The organism is Xanthomonas sp. 3498 (assembly GCF_014199795.1).
Classification (GTDB): Bacteria; Pseudomonadota; Gammaproteobacteria; order Xanthomonadales; family Xanthomonadaceae; genus Xanthomonas_A; species Xanthomonas_A rydalmerensis.
In genome coordinates this window covers 141,359-157,994 of record NZ_JACHOH010000001.1, presented here as the reverse complement: position 1 = coordinate 157,994, position 16,636 = coordinate 141,359, and the positions used below count along the sequence as shown (strand labels likewise).

Annotated in this window: 16 protein-coding genes and 1 other RNA gene; 9 read left to right on the top strand and 8 right to left on the bottom strand. The window is 69.7% G+C overall.

The window, feature by feature from the left end; all coding sequences use genetic code 11:
• Positions 1-262: 262 nt before the first annotated feature.
• The 5 genes from GGR66_RS00710 to GGR66_RS00690 all read right to left on the bottom strand — a co-directional run bounded on the left by GGR66_RS00710 (position 263) and on the right by GGR66_RS00690 (position 3,862).
• The gene (locus GGR66_RS00710) at positions 263-715 is read right to left on the bottom strand and encodes a DUF4426 domain-containing protein (protein ID WP_184446864.1); all 453 of its coding nucleotides are present in this window, start codon (positions 713-715) and stop codon (positions 263-265) included.
• 21 nt (positions 716-736) lie between these two features.
• Positions 737-812: non-coding RNA, sX9 sRNA (locus GGR66_RS00705), on the bottom strand.
• 43 nt (positions 813-855) lie between these two features.
• The gene (proC, locus tag GGR66_RS00700) at positions 856-1,701 is read right to left on the bottom strand and encodes a pyrroline-5-carboxylate reductase (protein WP_184446863.1); all 846 of its coding nucleotides are present in this window, start codon (positions 1,699-1,701) and stop codon (positions 856-858) included.
• Positions 1,702-1,830: 129 nt separating this feature from the next.
• The gene (locus tag GGR66_RS00695; protein ID WP_160971027.1) at positions 1,831-2,859 is read right to left on the bottom strand and encodes a hypothetical protein; all 1,029 of its coding nucleotides are present in this window, start codon (positions 2,857-2,859) and stop codon (positions 1,831-1,833) included.
• A 316-nt stretch (positions 2,860-3,175) separates the two neighbouring features.
• Positions 3,176-3,862, bottom strand: coding sequence for a YggS family pyridoxal phosphate-dependent enzyme (locus tag GGR66_RS00690; protein WP_326520896.1), 687 nt, complete (start codon positions 3,860-3,862; stop codon positions 3,176-3,178).
• An 85-nt stretch (positions 3,863-3,947) separates the two neighbouring features.
• On the opposite strand from GGR66_RS00690, the gene GGR66_RS00685 reads away from it, so the two are divergent.
• From GGR66_RS00685 to GGR66_RS00660, 6 genes are all read left to right on the top strand, one after another.
• On the top strand, positions 3,948-4,985 hold the full coding sequence (locus tag GGR66_RS00685; RefSeq protein ID WP_160971019.1) for a type IV pilus twitching motility protein PilT: 1,038 nt from the start codon (positions 3,948-3,950) through the stop codon (positions 4,983-4,985).
• 118 nt (positions 4,986-5,103) lie between these two features.
• Positions 5,104-6,234 (top strand): PilT/PilU family type 4a pilus ATPase, encoded by a 1,131-nt coding sequence (locus GGR66_RS00680; protein WP_160971017.1) that lies wholly within the window; start codon positions 5,104-5,106, stop codon positions 6,232-6,234.
• 157 nt (positions 6,235-6,391) lie between these two features.
• A complete protein-coding gene (locus GGR66_RS00675) occupies positions 6,392-7,675 on the top strand; it encodes a PQQ-binding-like beta-propeller repeat protein (protein WP_184446862.1) in 1,284 nt (427 codons plus the stop codon).
• Positions 7,672-9,171 (top strand): diguanylate cyclase, encoded by a 1,500-nt coding sequence (locus GGR66_RS00670; RefSeq protein ID WP_184446861.1) that lies wholly within the window; start codon positions 7,672-7,674, stop codon positions 9,169-9,171. The genes GGR66_RS00675 and GGR66_RS00670 overlap by 4 nt, the downstream gene beginning before the upstream one ends.
• A 276-nt stretch (positions 9,172-9,447) precedes the next feature.
• The gene (locus tag GGR66_RS00665; RefSeq protein WP_184446860.1) at positions 9,448-10,047 is read left to right on the top strand and encodes an MFS transporter permease; all 600 of its coding nucleotides are present in this window, start codon (positions 9,448-9,450) and stop codon (positions 10,045-10,047) included.
• A gap of 133 nt (positions 10,048-10,180) precedes the next feature.
• Entirely contained in the window at positions 10,181-10,897 is a 717-nt protein-coding gene (locus GGR66_RS00660) for a YitT family protein (RefSeq protein ID WP_184446859.1), read from the top strand.
• A gap of 81 nt (positions 10,898-10,978) precedes the next feature.
• On the opposite strand, the gene GGR66_RS00655 is transcribed toward GGR66_RS00660, so the two are convergent.
• The 3 genes from GGR66_RS00655 to GGR66_RS00645 all read right to left on the bottom strand — a co-directional run bounded on the left by GGR66_RS00655 (position 10,979) and on the right by GGR66_RS00645 (position 14,326).
• Positions 10,979-11,893 (bottom strand): DUF72 domain-containing protein, encoded by a 915-nt coding sequence (locus tag GGR66_RS00655; protein WP_184446858.1) that lies wholly within the window; start codon positions 11,891-11,893, stop codon positions 10,979-10,981.
• Between the two features lie 85 nt (positions 11,894-11,978).
• Complete coding sequence (locus GGR66_RS00650; RefSeq protein ID WP_184446857.1) at positions 11,979-12,518, bottom strand: DNA-3-methyladenine glycosylase I; 540 nt, start codon at positions 12,516-12,518, stop codon at positions 11,979-11,981.
• Between the two features lie 14 nt (positions 12,519-12,532).
• On the bottom strand, positions 12,533-14,326 hold the full coding sequence (locus GGR66_RS00645) for a DUF4153 domain-containing protein (RefSeq protein WP_184446856.1): 1,794 nt from the start codon (positions 14,324-14,326) through the stop codon (positions 12,533-12,535).
• A 106-nt stretch (positions 14,327-14,432) separates the two neighbouring features.
• On the opposite strand from GGR66_RS00645, the gene GGR66_RS00640 reads away from it, so the two are divergent.
• Genes GGR66_RS00640 through GGR66_RS00630 form a run of 3 tightly spaced genes read left to right on the top strand, consistent with a single transcriptional unit; the run spans position 14,433 to position 16,471 of the window.
• Positions 14,433-14,999 (top strand): YqgE/AlgH family protein, encoded by a 567-nt coding sequence (locus GGR66_RS00640; RefSeq protein WP_160970790.1) that lies wholly within the window; start codon positions 14,433-14,435, stop codon positions 14,997-14,999.
• Positions 15,000-15,006: 7 nt separating this feature from the next.
• Positions 15,007-15,504 carry a Holliday junction resolvase RuvX gene (gene ruvX, locus GGR66_RS00635; RefSeq protein ID WP_160970798.1) on the top strand — a complete coding sequence of 166 codons (498 nt, stop codon included), beginning with the start codon at positions 15,007-15,009 and terminating at the stop codon, positions 15,502-15,504.
• Positions 15,505-15,523: 19 nt separating this feature from the next.
• Positions 15,524-16,471 (top strand): aspartate carbamoyltransferase catalytic subunit, encoded by a 948-nt coding sequence (locus GGR66_RS00630; RefSeq protein WP_184446855.1) that lies wholly within the window; start codon positions 15,524-15,526, stop codon positions 16,469-16,471.
• Positions 16,472-16,636: the final 165 nt, after the last annotated feature.

Sequence of the window (16,636 nt, the reverse complement as noted above, 5' to 3'; positions counted from 1 at the left end):
CGAGCTTGTCGAGCATGGTGGAGACGTGGCGCTTCACCGCGCCCCGTCAGCGCGAAGAGCGAAGAGGGCAGTTGCCTGACGCGGCATGCAGTCGGGACTGAAGTCCCTCCCACAACGCGCACCTGTGATCACCTTGATCGGTATCCGTATGTCGGGTTGTCCGTAGGAGCGGCTTTTAGCCGCGACCGGGCTTTCCCGGTAACGCCCGGTCGCGGCTGAAGCCGCTCCTACAGCTGAAGGCGCGCGCGGGACGCTACGCGCGCTAGAAATTACGGGTAAAGCGCACCGTGCCGGCGCCGTCGGCGCTGCGGACCTGTACCACGAAGCGCAACTGGTCGTGGGCGCTGCTGCGCACCGTACCGACGTAGTCGGTGTAGGCATCGGTGCGGACCGCGCGCAGCGCCACCGGCTGGCGTTGTCCGCTGAGGTCGGTCGCCACCACGTCGACCGTGCCGACCGCCGGCGTTTCCTCACCGCCGTGCAGGGTGCGCAGCGCGATCATCACCAGCGCAGTGTCGGCCTCGCGGGCGATGCCGTAGCGATGCGCCACGTCCTCGCTCATCGCCAGCGTGGGCAAGGCGTTGTAGTGCACGCGCAGCGCGCCGAAATCGGCCTGCGCCGGCGTGGCGGCGAGCAGTGTCGCCGGACGTGGAGCGTCCTGGTCCGAGCAGGCGGCCAGGGCCAGGCACAGCAGCGCAGCGGGCAGGACACGCATCGGCGTTCTCCGGGTTGGAGTGGCTAACACATCGTCGCGCGCAGTCGCCAGGTGGGGGCGGACGGCGCGGAGGAACTGCAGTGTACGCGTGGTGGATGAGGATTCCGGGCGCCGACCGCGCCGCCTGGTGTTCGCTGCGCTCAGTCGTCGTTGGCGGCGGACAGGGCACGGCCGCGTTCCGCCGCCGCGGCGATCGCGGCCGCGGTCAGCGCCTCGAAGCCGCCGTGCTGGAAGGTCTCGATCGCGGCCTGGGTGGTGCCGTTGGGCGAGGTCACCCGGCGGCGCAGTTCGCTCGGCGCCTCGCCGGACTCGGTGAGCATGCGCGCCGCGCCGAGCACGGTCTGCAGGGTCAGGGTGCGCGCGGTGTCGGCGGGCAGGCCCTGCGCGATGCCAGCCGCTTCCATCGCCTCGGCGAGCAGGAAGACATACGCAGGCCCGCTACCGGACACGGCGGTGACCGCATCGATCAGCGCCTCGTCCTCGACCCACACGGTGACCCCGGCGGCGGCCAGCACGCGCTCGGCGTGGGCGCGCTGCGCGGCGTCGACACTGGCGCTGGCGAACAGGCCGGTGACGCCGGCACCGAGCAATGCAGGGGTGTTGGGCATCGCCCGCACCAGGGCGTAGCCGCCGCCGAGCCAGCGGTCCAGTTGCGCGGTGGTGATGCCGGCGGCGATGGACACCAGCAGCGGCCGCTGCGCCTGCGCCAGCGCGGCCAGTTCGGTGCAGACCCCGCGCAGCACCTGCGGCTTGACCGCGAACATCCACAGCGCGGCGCCGTCGGCGGCCTCGGCCGCGCTGGCGACGGCGTGGACGGCGTAGTCGGCGACCAGGGCCTCGCGCAGCGCCGCCACCGGCTCGGCCACACGGATGCGGCGCGGGTCGGCACCCTGCCGGACCAGGCCGGCGATCAGGCTGCGCGCCATGTTGCCGCCGCCGATGAAGGCGATGTCGGCGGCGTGGGAATCTGGAAAAGCGGAAGCCATGGCGCAACACCGTCGCGAAGAGGGAGCGCCATGGTAGCGGCTGCGCCGCGCCGCAGTGCTGCGGTGCGGCGCAACCGGATCGTGCAGGAGAGAACGCGCCAGCCGCTGCGTGCGGTCTGGCGCGGGGCCTCAGTTGGACTCGGTGAAGGTGATCGACGGCGTGCTGCCGCCGGCCGTCGAGCAGCTGCCCAGGTTGAGGTTGTTGGTCTCGCCGGTGCTGCCGGCATTGGCCGCACAGGTCGGGGCGGCGGTGGAGCCGTTGGTGGCGGCCACCTTCACCGTGATCGACGAGCCGGAGTTGAAGTTGGCGCTGGAACCGCCGGCGTTGCCCACCACGTTGAACTCGGCGTCCTTCCACACCGTGGCCAGCTTGACCACGCTGTCCTTGGCGCTGACGCTGTAAGCGGTGCCGTTGTTGGTGAAGGTGATGGTGTCGTTGCCATTGGCGGTGGCCGAACCGGTCAGCTTGACGTTGGCCAGTTGCGTGGCCGGCACGTCCGGCGCGCTGACCGCATTGCTGTTGCGGTAGCAGTCCGAGCCGCCGCCGCTCATCCAGCCGCTCGGGCAACTGCTGCCGTAGCCGATCAACCAGTACTGCATGAACACCGCGGCCTGGCCCTGGGTCTCGTAGTCGGTGGCGTAGACGAACTGCTGCCACACGGTGCAGCCGGAGCGGCCGCCGCAGACGCTGGTGGTGGCGTTGTAGTTGGAGTTGATCTGCAGCGAGTACTCGTTCGGGCCGAGGATGCCGCCGCCGCCGAAGGAGGCCACGCCGACGCCCTGTTCCGAGGTCACGCCGGTGACCTGCGGGAAGCTGCCCACGGCCTTGCTGATCAGGCTGCTGGAGCGCAGTGCGTAGTCGTAGCCGTTGCCGGTGGTTTCGGTGGCGCCGAACAGGATCTTGTGCGGGATCGGATGCACACGGCGGGTCAGGGTCTTGCAGACGTCCGTTTGCCACTGCGTATCGGGGAAGTTGGCATGGAAGCAGCCTTCCGCCGGTGTCGGTTGATGCGCCATGGTTTCGCGCCAGGCGGTGCGCGCCTGGACTTCGGCGGGCGACATCATCGCTTCTTCATTGGTCCAGGCCGGCGTCGCCGTCGGCGCGGCCAGTGCCGCGGGGACGTGCAGCAGACCCATGAAGCAGGAGGCGAACAGCAATCGGGTGGATGCTTGCATCTGTGACCTCGTTGGAGCCGAGCGCATTCGGCGATGGACTGCGGATGACCCGCGGTCGCCGCCATGGAAGCCGAAGCGCGCGCATCTGAAACGTGACTGAATTAACGGTTCGCAACCGTGTCGCACGGTTCAGCAAGCACTGTCGGAGCGAACCTTTCATTCATCCCGAAACACTATTTTTTTCAACGAGATGGGCTACGACAGAATTCCGATGTTGGTGAATCGTTTTTGAAGCGGCTGTAGACAAATCATCACAGTGTCACAAGTGATGCGCTGATGCGGCGCGGCAGCAGCCGGTTCAGCCCGCAGCACGCGGACCGCGCGCACCGAACAAGGCGGTGCCGACCCGCACCATGGTGGCGCCGGCGGCGATGGCGTCGGCGAAGTCGCCGCTCATGCCCATCGACAAGGTGTCGACCTGCGGATGGGCGGCACGCAGCCGCTCGAACAGGGCGTGCATGCGCGCGAACGCATCGATGCGGCGTTCGGCCTCCGGCCACGGTGCGGGAATGGCCATCAACCCGCGCAGCGCCAACCTCGGCTGCGCGGCGATGGCTGCGGCCAGCGCGTCCACGGCCTCGGGCTGGCAGCCATGCTTGCTGGCCTCGTCGTCGATGTTGACCTGGATCAGCACGTTCAGCGGCGCGGATGCGGCTGCGCGGCCCTTGGCCAGGGCGGCAACCAGTTTGGGCCGGTCCACGGTCTGCACCCAGTCGAACAGCGTCGCCGCCTGTTCGGCCTTGTTCGACTGCAGGTGGCCGATCAGATGCCATTCCAGACCGGCATCGGCCAACGCGGCGATCTTGGTCGCCGCTTCCTGCACGTAGTTCTCGCCGAAGGCGCTCTGGCCCTGTGCGGCCAGCGCCGCCACGGCCTCGGCCGGCTGGGTCTTGGACACCGCCAGCAACTGCGCGTGCGGCCGCCCAGCGGCGTCGGCGGCGCGGTTCATGTCCAGGCGGATCTGGTGCAGCGGAGAGAGGGGCACGGCGGCGTTCCGGCAAAGGGAAGGGCGCTATACTGCCGGCCGGGGAATCATCCTTCCAGTCGCAGCCCAAGGGGAAAAGCAGCGTATGGATATCGCTGAACTATTGGCGTTCTCGGTCAAGAACAAAGCGTCCGACCTGCACCTGTCCGCGGGCCTGCCGCCGATGATCCGGGTCGATGGCGACGTTCGCCGCATCAACATCCCGGCGCTGGACCACAAGCAGGTGCACGCGCTGGTCTACGACATCATGTCGGACAAGCAGCGCCGCGACTACGAGGAATTCCTCGAGGTCGACTTCTCGTTCGAGATTCCCAGCCTGGCGCGCTTCCGCGTCAACGCGTTCAACCAGAACCGCGGCGCCGGCGCGGTGTTCCGCACCATTCCCTCGGAAGTGCTGACCCTGGAAGACCTGGGTTGCCCGCCGATCTTCCGCCAGTTGATCGACCAGCCGCAGGGCCTGATCCTGGTCACCGGGCCGACCGGTTCGGGCAAGTCGACCACGCTCGCCGGCATGATCGACTACATCAACAAGAACGAATACGGCCACATCCTCACCGTGGAGGATCCGATCGAATTCGTGCACACCTCGCAGAAGTGCCTGATCAACCAGCGCGAGGTGCACCGCGACACCCACGGCTTCAACGAGGCGCTGCGCTCGGCGCTGCGCGAAGACCCGGACATCATCCTGGTCGGCGAGTTGCGCGACCTGGAAACCATCCGCCTGGCGCTGACCGCGGCCGAGACCGGTCACCTGGTGTTCGGCACCCTGCACACCAGTTCGGCGGCCAAGACCATCGACCGCATCATCGACGTGTTCCCCGCCGGCGAGAAGCCGATGGTGCGTTCGATGCTGTCCGAATCGCTGCGCGCGGTGATCTCGCAGGCGCTGCTGAAGAAGGTCGGCGGCGGCCGCACCGCAGCCTGGGAGATCATGGTCGGCACCCCCGCCATCCGCAACCTGATCCGCGAGGACAAGGTCGCGCAGATGTACTCGTCGATCCAGACCGGCCAGCAGAACGGCATGCAGACCCTGGACCAGCACCTGCAGGACCTGGTCAAGCGCAGCCTGATCACCCGCAACCAGGCCCGCGAGTACGCCAAGGACAAGCGGTTGTTCGAGTAGCCGGGATTGGGGATTCGGGATTGGGGATTCGCAAAAGCGGGTCTCTCCGATCCCAGGATGCCCGCTGTTACCAATCCCCAATCCCGAATCCCCAATCCCGGCTCCGAAGGAGCACGCCATGAGCACCATCGACTTCACCTCCTTCCTGAAACTGATGGCGCACCAGAAGGCGTCGGACCTGTTCATCACTTCGGGTATGCCGCCGGCGATGAAGGTGCACGGCAAGATCACCCCGATCACGCAGACGCCGCTGACCCCGCAGCAGAGCCGCGACCTGGTGCTGAACGTGATGACGCCGTCGCAGCGCGAGGAGTTCGAGAAGACCCATGAGTGCAATTTCGCCATCGGCGTGTCGGGCGTGGGCCGCTTCCGCGTCAGTTGCTTCTACCAGCGCAACCAGGTGGGCATGGTGCTGCGCCGGATCGAGACGCGCATTCCCAGCGTGGACGAGCTGAATCTGCCGCCGGTGATCAAGACCCTGGCGATGACCAAGCGCGGCATCATCATCTTCGTCGGCGCCACCGGCACCGGCAAGTCGACCTCGCTGGCGGCGATGATCGGCTACCGCAACCAGAACTCCACCGGGCACATCATCACCATCGAGGACCCGATCGAGTTCGTGCACAAGCACGAGGGCTGCATCATCACCCAGCGCGAGGTCGGCATCGACACCGACAGCTGGGAGAACGCGCTGAAGAACACGCTGCGCCAGGCGCCGGACGTGATCATGATCGGCGAGGTGCGCACCCGCGAGGGCATGGACCACGCCATCTCCTTCGCCGAGACCGGCCACCTGGTGCTGTGCACGCTGCACGCCAACAACGCCAACCAGGCGATGGACCGCGTCATCAACTTCTTCCCTGAGGACCGCCGCAGCCAGCTGCTGATGGACCTGTCGCTGAACCTGCGCGGCGTGGTCGCGCAGCAACTGATCCCGACCCCGGACGGCAAGGGCCGCCGCGTGGCCATGGAGATCATGCTCGGCACGCCGCTGGTGCAGGACTACATCCGCGAAGGCGAGATCCACAAGCTCAAGGACGTGATGAAGGAGTCCACCAACCTGGGCATGAAGACCTTCGACCAGAGCCTGTTCGAGTTGTACCAGGCCGGCGAGATCAGTTACGAGGATGCGCTGCGCCACGCCGATTCGCAGAACGAGGTGCGCCTGCGCATCAAGCTGGCCCAGGGCGGCGACGCGCGCACCCTGGCGCAGGGCCTGGACGGGGTCGAGATCGCCGAGGTGCGCTGAGCCAGTCCTGCACGCGAGCGCAAGGCCGGGGGCTCGCTGCGATGGCCGGCGCCCACGCCGCAGCGGCTGACTCCGGTGCGTTCACAGGTGTCGTGTTTCAGTCAGCCGTCCGCCGGAAGTCCATCGCGGACGTTTCAGCCGAAGGGAGAGAAGCCGCATGAACGACGCGCCTGAACTGCTCTGGTCGACACAGCCGCACGCCGGCTACTACATCAACTCGGTGGCGGTGTCCGACGATGGCAATGTCATCGTCGCCGGCACCTTTTTCCACCATTACGGCCCCGCATCGCAGATTCCCGGGATGGACGCGGTGCCGGTCGCGCAACGCAAGATCTTCGAACGCACCGCACCGGCGGCCACGCGGACCGATGTGCGCGACGACCAGGACGGGCATTTCGGCACCTACGCCTGGGATCGGACCGGCAAGCCACTGCTGACGCAGGAATTCGACGGCTGGCAGGGCGTGTACTGGGTCGACGTGGCGGGGGACGGGAGCACCGTGGCGAGCTGCGGCTGGAAGAGCAAGGCGCCGTATGCGGGGTTCATCAGCGCCTGGGCGGTCCCCGGCGGCGAGGAACTGCTGTCCTTCGCGCTCCCCGGTCGCGGCAACATGGTGTCGCTGGACGCGTGCGGGCGGACGTTGCTGGCCGGCGCCGAGCAGGGCTATCTGTTCTGCCGCGACGGCGCCGGGGCCTTCGCCGCCACGCCCGCGTGCATTGCGTTGACCGCTGGCGGCGACAGCAACGGCGACAGCGTCATCGCCACCGGCATTGCCGCCGACGGCGCGACCGGACTGGTGGCCAGCGCGCAGGGCGAGATCATCCTGTTCTCGATCGCCTCCGGACAACCGACGGCGCTGGCGCGCTGGCAGTTGCCCACGCACGTCAGCGTCCATGCCGCGGTGCTGTCTGGCAATGGGCGCCGGGCCTATGTCGGTGCCAGCGACGGTACGCTGTACGCGTTCGACGTGGCGACGTTCCAGCATGCGTCCGCGCCCGCGCCGGCCTGGACCGCGACGGTGCCCGAGGGCGCGACGACCATCTACGGGTTGGCCTGCGACCGTGCCGGCGACAAGGTCGCGATCGCCGGCAACCTCAAGGGCGGCGGCGTCGTTGCCGTGTACGCCGATGCCGGCACCGCGGCGACGCTGCAATGGACCGCGCACAGCGCGCATTCGCCCAACTGCCTGGCGTTCGACCCGGGCGGACAGTGGCTGGGGCTGGCCGATGGCCATCCCGACGCCACGCCTGGCGCGTTCACGCTCTGGAACGCGATCGACGGCACCCTGCAATGGTCCTATGGCACGGACAACATGAGCTGGCCGATCCGTCTGTGCAGCGGTGCGACGGTGGTGGTGGGCGGCAGCGACGACAGCACGGTCAGGGCGTTCGCCGGCCCCGGTTCGGCCATCGGCCGTGGCCGGCAGGAGGCCGATGGATGACCGGCTGGGACGCCGAGGCGCCGTCTCGCACGCGCGCCGCGGCGCCGCGCCGTCCCGCCGCGCTGCTGGTGCTGTCGGCCTTGCTGGTGGTGGCGTGGCTGGCGGTCTTCGAGTTGGCGCGGGTGCTGGACTATCAGCCGCATGCGAGCCTGTGGTTTCCGCCGGTGGCGGTGACGTTGGCGACGTTCATGGTGCTGGGCTGGCGCGGCGCGCCGGCGATCGCCATCGCCTGCGTGCTGGCCACGCTGCTCAGCTTCTATCGCACGAGCGCTCATCCCGCCGTCCCCGGCCGAGCGGTCCTGTCGTATGCACTGCTGTTCACCGCGCAACAGTTCTGCGTCTGGGGCGGGCTGGCCTGGCTGCTGCGTCGCGTCGGCCGGGTCGTGTCCTCGAGCAGCCTGCCGCGCGCGGTCACCTGCTTCATCCTCGGGGGCGGGGTGGCCTCGCTGCTGTCCGCCTGCCTGGGCGGTGCGGGGCTGGTGGTCACCGGCGCCATCGACCTGCCGAGCATGCTGGCGCAGTTGATCCCGTGGGCGATCGGCGACTACGCCGGCCTGCTGGCGCTCGGCCCGCTGGCGATCGTCGCGGTGCTGCGTCTGGCCGAGCGGCTGCAGATCGTGCCGCAGCCAGGTATTCCGCGCCTGTCGGGGATGATCGAACCGGCCGGAAGCGTCTCTGCCTACCTGGTCAAGCTCGCGCTGCTGCTCGGCGTCACCCTGGCGGTGATGGCGCTTGCGGCGGTGTTGCCGCGGCAGCCGGCGGTGGTCTTCGCGCTGTTCGTGGTGGTCGTGATCCAGTTGTGGATCGTGCATACCCACGGGATGCTGCAGGCGCTGACGGCAATCGCCGCCTTCAGCCTGCTGATCGCCGTCGCCACGCCGTTGCTGCGGCTCGAGGCGCAGGCGCTCGCGCTGCAGTTCGCCATGATCAGCCTGGCGGCGAACAGCTACTTCGGCCTGGCCGTTCCCGGGTTGTACGCCGACAACACGCGGCTGCGCCATGCGCTGGTGCGCGATCCGGTGACCGGGGCGCTGTCGCGGACCGGATTCCTGGAGCAGGTGCTCAACGATCTGCAACTGGCTGCGCAGGATCCGCGTCCACTGGCCGTGATCGTCGCCGACATGGACAACCTCAAGGCGATCAACGACCAGTTCGGACACGCCGCCGGCGATGCGGCCTTGCGCGCCTTCGTCAAGCGCTGCCGCCACTGTCTGCGGCCGGGGCAGTTGCTCGGCCGCCGCGGCGGCGACGAGTTCGCGCTGTACCTGCCGCTGACCACGCCGGAGCGGGCGGACGCGTTGATCGACACGCTGCGCGCGGCGCTTGCCAAGCCTGGCGAGGACGACGGGTTTGCGACCGGGCTGTCGGCCAGCTTCGGCCTGGCCCTGTGTCACCGCCGGGATCTGGACGCGGAGGCGCTGGAGGAACTGCTCGAACGCGCCGACGCGGCGATGTACGCGGACAAGCGGCAGCATCGTGCCGTGGCCGTTCGCTGATTGTTCCCCTTCTCCGGTCGGGACCATGGCCCCCTTCTCGGGCGAAGGGGCCCAAAGGGCGGATGAGGGGAGGACGAAGCCTCATGGTCTTGTTTCAGCGACACGCTTCGCGCCGGACCCTCACCCCAACCCCCGCTCCGCGCCCCGGCCCGCGCTTGCGGCGCGCAAGCGGCACCCCGTCGCCCCGGAGGGAGAGGGGCTTTGGCTCCTTTCTCCCATCGGGAGAAGGTGCCCCGAAGGGGCGGATGAGGGTGCGGTCAGCCAGGAATGCCACACATGCCAGTAGATAACCCGTACGCCGCCCCTGCCGCCGCGCTGCCTGACGCCGCGCCCGCTGTGGCTCCCATCGATCCCCTGTCCACGCTGTTCGCGCCATCGGCAACCAAGTTGGCCTTGCTGTGCGCGACCAGCTTCGGCTGGTATGCGTTGTACTGGTTCTACCGCAACTGGCGCGCGTTGCGCCTGCTGTCCGGGCGACGACGCGTCTCGCCGGTGTGGCGGTCGGTGTTCTCGCTGCTCTGGGTGTTCGCCTGCTTCCGCGGGCTGGAACGCACCATCGGCGCGCAGCGTGGCGCGCTGGTCGGCTGGCTGGGGCCGGCGCTGGCCTATGTCTGCCTGAGCCTGCTGGGCGCGTGGCCCTCGGCGCTGTCGCTGCTGACGCTGTTGAGCTGGACGCCGGTGCTGCTGGTCAACCAGCGTCTGGTCCGCTTCAAGCAGGCACGCGGCCTGCCGCGCAGCCCGGCCGAACGGTTCAACGCCTGGACCTGGACGTGGCTGGCGATCGCCGGGTCAGTAGCGCTGCTGGTGATGGTGGGGATGGTGGTGGCGATCGCCGGGGTGCAGCACCACATCAAGGTCGACTTGCCGACTCGATAGGCTGGCGTTGGCTGGCGGAGCACGCTGAGCGTTCGCCCATGCAACCGTCGCCATGCACGCAGCCATCAAAGTTTCATGTGCAACCACCTCCCGGCTGGTGTCTAATACCGCCCCCCACGCCGTGCCCCCTCCCGTGAGCCTTCCCGATTCCGATCTGCGTCCGGACCTGGACCCGTTGCCCGACGACGGCACCGTCGTCACCGCCGGGCCGCTGACCCCGCCGCCGGATTCGGCCGGCACCGTGCAGGATGCGCGCGCGCTGCGTCACAGCGTGGCCGAGGACGTGCAGGGCATGTTGCTGGCGACCCTGGTGGCCTCGCTGGGCCTGGCGGTGTTCGCCCATGGCGGCTTGATGATCGGCGGCATGGCCGGCGTGGCCTTCCTGCTGCACTACGCGCTGGGCTGGAACTTCGGACTGATGTTCGTGCTGGTCAACCTGCCGTTCTACTGGCTGTCGGTGCGGCGCATGGGCTGGGAGTTCACCCTCAAGACCTTCGCCGCGGTGGCCGCCTGCGGCCTGTTGACCGACCTGCTGCCGCGCTGGGCGCAGTGGGCGACGATGACGCCGCTGTTCTCGGCGCTGGTCGGCGGCGCGCTGGTCGGGCTCGGCATCCTGTTCTTCATCCGTCACCGCGCCAGCCTCGGCGGCGTCGGCATTCTCGCGGTCTACCTGCAGCGCAGCCGCGGCTGGAGCGCGGGCAAGGTGCAGATGAGCTTCGACGCGGCGCTGATGGCGGTGGCGTTCTGGCTGCTGGCGCCGCAGCAGGTGCTGTACTCGGCGATCGGTGCGGTGGTGCTGAGCCTCGTGCTGATGTTCAACCACCGCTCTGGCCGCTACATGGGCGTGTGAGAGCTGCAGCAGATCGTCGTCACGCAAGGCGCTGGTGCGTCCGGCCGCATGGCCGCAAATCCGCATGATGCGAAATGTCCCTCAACCGTCGCCGTCGCCGTCGCTGTCGCCGCGCGCCGGGCACGGCGTCGGCACGCCCAGCCGTTGCGCCAGGCGCCGTGCGTCGAATGGCGCATGCACCTTCATGTCGTTGTCGAAATAGCAGTACACGTCGCGCCGTACCCGCGCCGGGGCGCGTGGGCCGACCCGCTGCGCGTGGGCGGGCTCGCTGCCGCGGTGCCAGGCCTCGATGCGCCGGGCCCAGGTGTCGAGGGCCTTGTCGTCGTAGCCGCTGGCATAGAGCTGCGCATCGCCGTGCAGGCGCAGGTACAGGAAGTCGGCGGTCACGTCTTCCAGGTACGGCCACTTGCCGGCGGTATCGGCCTGCACCAGCGCCACGCGGTGCTTGCGCAGCAAGGCCACCGCCTCCGGCGTGGCGAAGCTGGGATGGCGCACTTCCAGCGCATGGCGCAGGCGCCGATTGCGGTCGATCTGCAGCAGGCTGCGGTTGCGCATGCGTGCAGCGTCGCGCTTGCGCGCCAGCGCCAGGGCGGCCTCGCTGGTGCGCGGCAGCAGCGCCAGGAAGGTGTCCAGCAGGTCGTGGTCGAAGGCCAGCGACGGCGGCAACTGCCATAGCAGCGGCCCCAGCTTCGGCCCGAGCGCGAGCAGGCCGGAGGCGAAGAAATTGGCCAGCGGCTGCTCGCAGTCGCGCAGCCGCTTCAGGTGGGTGACGAAGCGCGGGCCCTTGACCGCGAACACGAAGTCGCGCGGCGTGGCGTCGTGCCAGGCGGCATAGCTTTTCGGGGTCTGCAGCGAATAGAACGAGCCGTTGAGTTCCACCGAGCGGAAGCACTGCGCGGCGTATTCCAGCTCCCGCCGCTGGATCAGGTCGGACGGGTAGAAGACGCCACGCCAGCGCGGATAGCGCCAGCCGGAAATGCCGATGCGCAAGGCCATGCGCCGACCTTGCCGGTGGCCTCGTGCAGCGCCCGTGCAGACCGCGGCAAGACGGCGTCGTGCCGGTCCGCGCGTCTCGGTGGCCTCAGCCGGCGCGCATCCACGGCGGATCCAGCTGCGCGATGCGCGCGAACGCCGGGCAGTCGTCGCGGTGCGCGCCGGGCAGGTAGCCCAGGCTCATCAGGAACTCGCCGGTGATCTCGCCGCCGGTGAAGCGGAAGGTGCGCTTGAACAGCTTGATCCACTCGGCCTTGCTGCGCGGATGCTGCGCGTCCAGCCACGCGGCGAAGCTGCCGTGGCTGGCCCGCAGGCCCTGGATCACCTGCGCGTTGTGGATCGCGGCCTGCACCTTGAGCCGGTTACGGATGATGCCGGCGTCGCCGAGCAGGCGCAGCACGTCGGCCTCGCCGAAGGCCGCCACCGTGTCCACGTCGAACCCGGCGTAGGCGGTGCGGAAGCCGGCGCGCTTCTTCAGCATCAGCTCCCAGCTCAATCCGGCCTGGTTGATCTCCAGCACCAGCCGCTCGAACAGGTCGGCTTCGGCGCGTTGCGGCACGCCGTACTCGTGGTCGTGATAGTGGCCGTGCACCGGGTGCCCGGGGGCGATATCGCAATAGCTGCTCATGCGGCGGACATCCGTCAATCGGTCTGGTCGTTGGGGTCGGCAGGGTACACCTCGGTACGCCGGGTCCCGGGCAGTTGCAGGTCGGGCCAGCGCCGCGGCAGCAACTGCAGCTTGCCGTCGCGCAACGCCTGGTAGAGCGCATCGGCGTTGTCGCCGCGGCGCGGGAAGAAGTGGGTTCGCGCCACGTCGCTCCAGCCGTTGCCCACGTCGGTGTGGATGCGGCATTCGACGCCGTAGCCGACGCTGGCGTCGCACAGCAGCACGTCGTCGTGGCCATCGCCGTCCAGGTCGCGGCGCAGCGCCACGCACTGCGCGCCCTCGCGTCGGCAGTTGCCGTCCTCGATCTTTCCGGCCAGCAGTGCCTGCCACCACGCGGCGCCGGGGTCGGCGCTGCCCGCGGCCAGCGCGATGCGCTGGCGCACCTGCAGCGGATCGGCGCTGCGCGGTGCATCGTCGTTGTCGCCGCCCCAGCGCTGCTGGCGCTGCAGCATGCGCTGCAGGCGCTCGCGCTGCACCGGGTCGTCGGCGAACGCAGGCACTTCGCGCAGCGATTGCACGGCGCGGTAGCCGCGGCGGCCGCTGTCGAAGCGCAGGTAGGCCAGATCCAGTTGCGCCGCGCTGGTGCGGCCGTCGGCCAGGCGCTGCAGCTGGTTGCCGACGACGATGCGGTAGGGGTCCAGCAGCGGCGAGCAAGCCGCCAGTGCCAGGCCGATCACCACCCATGACAGCACCCGGTTCACCGGCGCCAGCGGCTGCAGCCAGCGCGCACCCGGCCGCAGCACCGCCCAGGCATAACCGCATGCGTAGCCGCAGGCGACCACCGCGACCAGCACCCCGGCAAAGCGCTCGGTACTCCAGCCGTACTGCGCGATGCGCAGCCACAGCGCGTACAGCGCCAGCCCTGAATACAGCGGCAGGCTCAGCAGCCCGGCGTCGATCACCCGTTGCAGCCAGGCCGGGTAGGGCACGTCGGCCGTGCCGTCCTGGTACACCGCATTGACGAAGACCACCAGCGTGGCCACCACCGCGATCAGGATGCTGGCTGCGGCGCGGGTCTCCCACAGCGGCTGCAGGCCGGTGAACGGCAGGCTCAACGCGAACAGCACCGCCACGAATGCCAGCAGCGGCAGCAGCCCGGTGCAGATCGCGAACAGGATCTGCCGCATCACCTGCACCGCACGCTGCTGGGTGCGGCCGATCAGGATGCCCAGGCCGAACATGGTGCCGGTGGCCAGGTAGATGAAGGCCGTCTGCCGGAACAGGTCGTAGAACAGGGTCAGCTTGACCAGCGCGAACAAGGCGCCCCACAGCCACAGCACCAGCCAGCAGATCCCCACGAACAGCAGCGCCAGCGCCAGGGTCAGCGCGTTCTGCCAGGCGTGTTCGAACAGGTCGCGGTAAGGCGCCTGCCAGCGCCCGTGCTGCAGCCGGCACTGCAGCCACGGCAGCAGCACGAACATCGCCAGCGCCACGGTGGCACCGAACGGGCCCAGCACCTGGCCGGGGCGCAGGCCGGGCGCGCCGGTGGCGTTCCAGACCGCCCAGGCGGACAGGGCCGTCACCAGCACCGCCAGCGCGATGGTGTGCTGCCACAGGCGCGGCGCGCCCAGGTGCCGCACCGACAGCAGGGTCATGGTCGGCACGGTCAGCACCAGGGTGTACCAGCACACCTGTCCGCCCAGGGAGCCGAACGGCCACAGGCCGCTCTCGGCACCGCGCTGCGCCAGGTACAGCAGCGCGCCTTGCAGCAAGGCCACCAGCACGATGAAGGCGCGGGTCTGGCGTGGCAGGTCGGGGGGCGTGTCCATGCGTGCTTGCTCCTGGGCGACCGGTCGGGGCCGCGATCGGGCGGATTATGGCAGCCCGCCGCAGCCCGGCGCAGCGCGCATGCGGGAGGGACGATAGAATGGGGCCATGTCCGCTTTGCCCACGCCTCTGGCCAACCAACTGCTGATCGCGCTGCCGGCGCTGTCCGATCCCAACTTCGCCCGCAGCGTGGCGCTGATCTGCCAGCACGACGAGAACGGCGCGATGGGCGTGGTGGTCAACCGCGCCTCCGAATACACGCTGGGCGAAGTGCTGGAACAGATGGGCATCGAAACCATCGACGCCGCGCTGCGCGAGCAGGTGGTACTCAGCGGCGGGCCGGTGCATCCGGAGCGCGGCTTCGTCATCCACGATGGCGCGCACGGCTGGGATTCCAGCCTGGCGTTCGCCGACGGCCTGTTCCTGACCACCTCGCGCGACGTGCTCGAGGCGATGGCGCGCGGCGAAGGGCCGCGCAATGCGGTGGTCGCGCTGGGCTGCGCCGGCTGGGGCGCCGGCCAGCTGGAATACGAACTGGGCGAGAACAGCTGGCTGACCGCGCCGGCCGACGCCGAACTGCTGTTCGAACTGCCGCTGGAGCGGCGCTGGCAGACCGCGGCCGGGCGCATCGGCGTGGACCTGTTCCGCCTCACCGACTACAGCGGGCATGCCTGAGTCCGGCCTGCCCGAGCCTGGCGCGCCGGCGCCCGCCAGCCCCGCGCCCGCGACGATCCGCCGCGACGGCACCGTGCTCGGTTTCGACGTCGGCCACCGCCGCATCGGCGTGGCCGTCGGCAGTCGTTTCGGCAACGGCGCGCGTGCGCTGGCGGTGATCGACGTGCACGCGCAGGGGCCGGATTGGCCGGCGCTGGATCGCCTGCATGCCGAATGGCGGCCGCACGGCCTGGTGGTCGGCGATCCGCTCACCCTCGACGGCGCCGACCAGCCCAACCGCAAGCGCGCGCATGCCTTCGCCCGCGAACTCGGCGCGCGCTACCGCCTGCCGGTGGTGCTGGTCGACGAACGCTCCAGTTCGGTCGAGGCCGCGCAACGCTTCGCGGTGGACCGTGCCGCCGGCCGCAAGCGACGCCGCGACGCCGCCGCGCTGGACGCGGTGGCCGCCGCGGTGATCGTGGAGCGCTGGCTGGCCGCGCCCGACGACGCCCTTCCCCCTCCCTGATCCACTGCCCGGACCTGCCATGACTGATCCGCAACTCGATTCGAACGGGCGCCTGCGCCACCTGCTGACCCTGGAAGGGCTGCCGCGCGCCACGCTGCTGCAACTGCTGGACCGCGCCGGACAGATCCGCGACGCGGCGGTGGGCCGGGTCGGCAAGCGCAGCGTGCTGGCCGGCACCGCGGTGTGCACGCTGTTCTTCGAACCGTCCACGCGCACCCGCAGCTCGTTCCAGCTGGCCGCGCAGCGGCTCGGTGCCGACGTGCTGAACTTCGACGCCTCCACCTCGTCCACGCGCAAGGGCGAGACCGCGCGCGACACGCTGAAGAACCTGGAAGCGATGGGCGTGCGCGGCTTCGTCGTGCGCCACCCCGAGGACGGTGCGGTGGAGCGCCTGGCCGAGGCGGCGGGCGAGGGCACCGCGCTGATCAACGCCGGCGACGGGCGCAGCGCGCATCCCACCCAGGGCCTGCTCGACATGCTGACCCTGCGCCACGCCAAGGGCGGCGACTTCTCCAAGCTCAAGCTGGTCATCGTCGGCGACGTCAAGCATTCGCGGGTGGCGCGCTCGGACCTGCATGCGCTGCGCACCCTCGGTGCCGGCGAAGTGCGGGTCTGCGGCCCTCGCGCGCTGCTGCCCGACGACGACACCCTGGACGGTTGCGTGGTCGGCGAGGACTTCGACGCCATGCTCGACGGCGTGGACGCGGTGATGATGCTGCGCCTGCAGCGCGAGCGCATGGAGGAAGGCCTGGTGACCTCGCTGGAGGATTACCACGGCCGCTACGGTCTGACCGCCGAGCGCCTGCGCCGCGCGTCAAAGGACGCGGTGGTGCTGCACCCGGGTCCGATCAACCGCGGTGTGGAGATCACCGACGAGGTCGCCGACGGCGCGCAGTCGTGCATCCTGCGCCAGGTCGCCAACGGCGTGGCGGTGCGCATGGCGGTGCTGGAAACCTTGCTGGGCTGAGCGCAGGCGCTTCGCACTCTCGTAGGAGCGGCGTCAGCCGCGACGGGCATTCCCGGCTCTCTGTCGCGGCTGAAGCCGCTCCTACAGGACACGTCCGGTCGCGACGGGAAGTGCCCTGGGTCGCCTCTGAGGCGGCATCACGCCCGCAGGTGGCGATCGGCACAT

Bases quoted from the DNA above. Each gene is read 5' to 3' on its own strand.
- proC (WP_184446863.1), bottom strand. From the start codon at position 1,701: ATGGCTTCCGCTTTTCCAGATTCCCACGCCGCCGACATCGCCTTCATC.
- GGR66_RS00650 (WP_184446857.1), bottom strand. From the start codon at position 12,518: ATGAGCAGCTATTGCGATATCGCCCCCGGGCACCCGGTGCACGGCCAC.
- GGR66_RS00710 (WP_184446864.1), bottom strand. From the start codon at position 715: ATGCGTGTCCTGCCCGCTGCGCTGCTGTGCCTGGCCCTGGCCGCCTGC.
- GGR66_RS00645 (WP_184446856.1), bottom strand. From the start codon at position 14,326: ATGGACACGCCCCCCGACCTGCCACGCCAGACCCGCGCCTTCATCGTG.
- GGR66_RS00680 (WP_160971017.1), top strand. From the start codon at position 5,104: ATGAGCACCATCGACTTCACCTCCTTCCTGAAACTGATGGCGCACCAG.
- GGR66_RS00630 (WP_184446855.1), top strand. From the start codon at position 15,524: ATGACTGATCCGCAACTCGATTCGAACGGGCGCCTGCGCCACCTGCTG.
- GGR66_RS00640 (WP_160970790.1), top strand. From the start codon at position 14,433: ATGTCCGCTTTGCCCACGCCTCTGGCCAACCAACTGCTGATCGCGCTG.
- GGR66_RS00670 (WP_184446861.1), top strand. From the start codon at position 7,672: ATGACCGGCTGGGACGCCGAGGCGCCGTCTCGCACGCGCGCCGCGGCG.
- GGR66_RS00675 (WP_184446862.1), top strand. From the start codon at position 6,392: ATGAACGACGCGCCTGAACTGCTCTGGTCGACACAGCCGCACGCCGGC.
- GGR66_RS00655 (WP_184446858.1), bottom strand. From the start codon at position 11,893: ATGGCCTTGCGCATCGGCATTTCCGGCTGGCGCTATCCGCGCTGGCGT.
- GGR66_RS00685 (WP_160971019.1), top strand. From the start codon at position 3,948: ATGGATATCGCTGAACTATTGGCGTTCTCGGTCAAGAACAAAGCGTCC.
- GGR66_RS00665 (WP_184446860.1), top strand. From the start codon at position 9,448: ATGCCAGTAGATAACCCGTACGCCGCCCCTGCCGCCGCGCTGCCTGAC.